General features: G+C 36.9%; 1 pseudogene. It reads right to left on the bottom strand.

What is annotated here, in order from left to right:
* Nucleotides 1-231 precede the first annotated feature (231 nt).
* Nucleotides 232-1,362 (bottom strand): annotated as a pseudogene (locus tag AC3ASS_RS14280) (IS3 family transposase).
* Between the last annotated feature and the right edge of the window lie 27 nt (nt 1,363-1,389).

The raw sequence follows: 1,389 nt of genomic DNA, 5'->3' as shown, positions 1-1,389 counted from the left end.
TGGAATGTCAACACAAAACTGTACATATTTTTTAAGGAAAGTAATTGATTCAAGGAGTTTTATATAAAACATTTATTTCCATACACATAAATTTTCTTGTGCACCTGATTCTTTATTTCTATCATTCTATCCGTACTTCTTTTAGCTACCGCGCTTCGCTTGCTGCCCTGCATGTATTGTGACGTTCTAAAAACCAAGAACCTCACAATACATGCAGGTTAATAAAAACCTCTAAATTAAGCCTATTTTAGCCTTTTGCTCGCGTTTAAATTCGGCGGGTGTGCGATAGTTTAATGAACCGTGTATTCGAATATTATTAAACCAATTTACGTAATCAAAAAGTGCAAGATCAAGTGCTTCTTGGCAAGGGAAAACGGCACCGTTAACGAATTCTGTTTTAATGGTTTTAAACATTGCTTCAGCAACGGCATTGTCATAAGGGGTTCCTTTTTCACTCAAGGATCTCTTAATGCCAAATGCTTCGAGCGCGTCGTCGATAAGCTGATTTTTAAATTCACTTCCTCTGTCGGTATGAAATAATTCAAGCTGATTTAGATTGTATGGAACCGATGCAAAGGCGCGCTGAACTAAAGCTGCAGTTTTATTGGGTCCAGCACTGTAGCCGATAATTTCACGATTATATAAATCTACTAAAATACAAATGTAATGCCATTTTTGATCAACACGAACGTAGGTTAAATCACTGACAACAACCTTTAATTCTTGATCTTGATCAAACTCCCGATTTAATACATTACCAACCTCCGATTCGTTACAAGTTGTTTTTGTCGGTTTAAATTGAGCCACTGTATATTTAGAAACAAGCCCTTGTTCTTTCATAATCCGGCCAATTCTACGGCGTGATACTTGCCACCCAAGCTTTTGGAGTTCCACCTTAATTTTTCTTTGTCCATAGATACTGCGGCTATTTTTGAAGATTTCAACGATTAATTTTGTTAGTTCCTCTTCCTGGTTATCACGTTCCTTTGCTTCATAATAATACGTACTTCTTGGTATTTGTAGGACGTCACACATTGCTGATACCGAGTATTTGTGAGCGTTATTTCGAATCACATCTACGCATCAAGACATTATCAGCGCGGCTTGCTTTAAAATATCATTTTCCATTGCAAGTCTTTTATTTTCTTTCCGAAGCTTAATTAACTCTTCTTGTTCAGGTGTTCGATTGTCCTTTTCTTCAAATGATCCAGAAATTTTGTGTTGGCGAACCCATTTATCAAAGGCAGATGGCGTCAGCTCGTATTCTTTGATAATTTCACTTCTGGGCTTTCCGGATGCGTGAAGCCCAACAATTTGTTCTTTAAATTCTTTAGTAAATGTTCTTCTTTTTCTCTTAGTCATAATTGATTCCCCTCCGACTCATGTTGA

It is taken from the genome of Bacillus sp. JST-5 (assembly GCF_057747715.1).
This window is presented reverse-complemented; position numbering and strand designations above follow the sequence as displayed.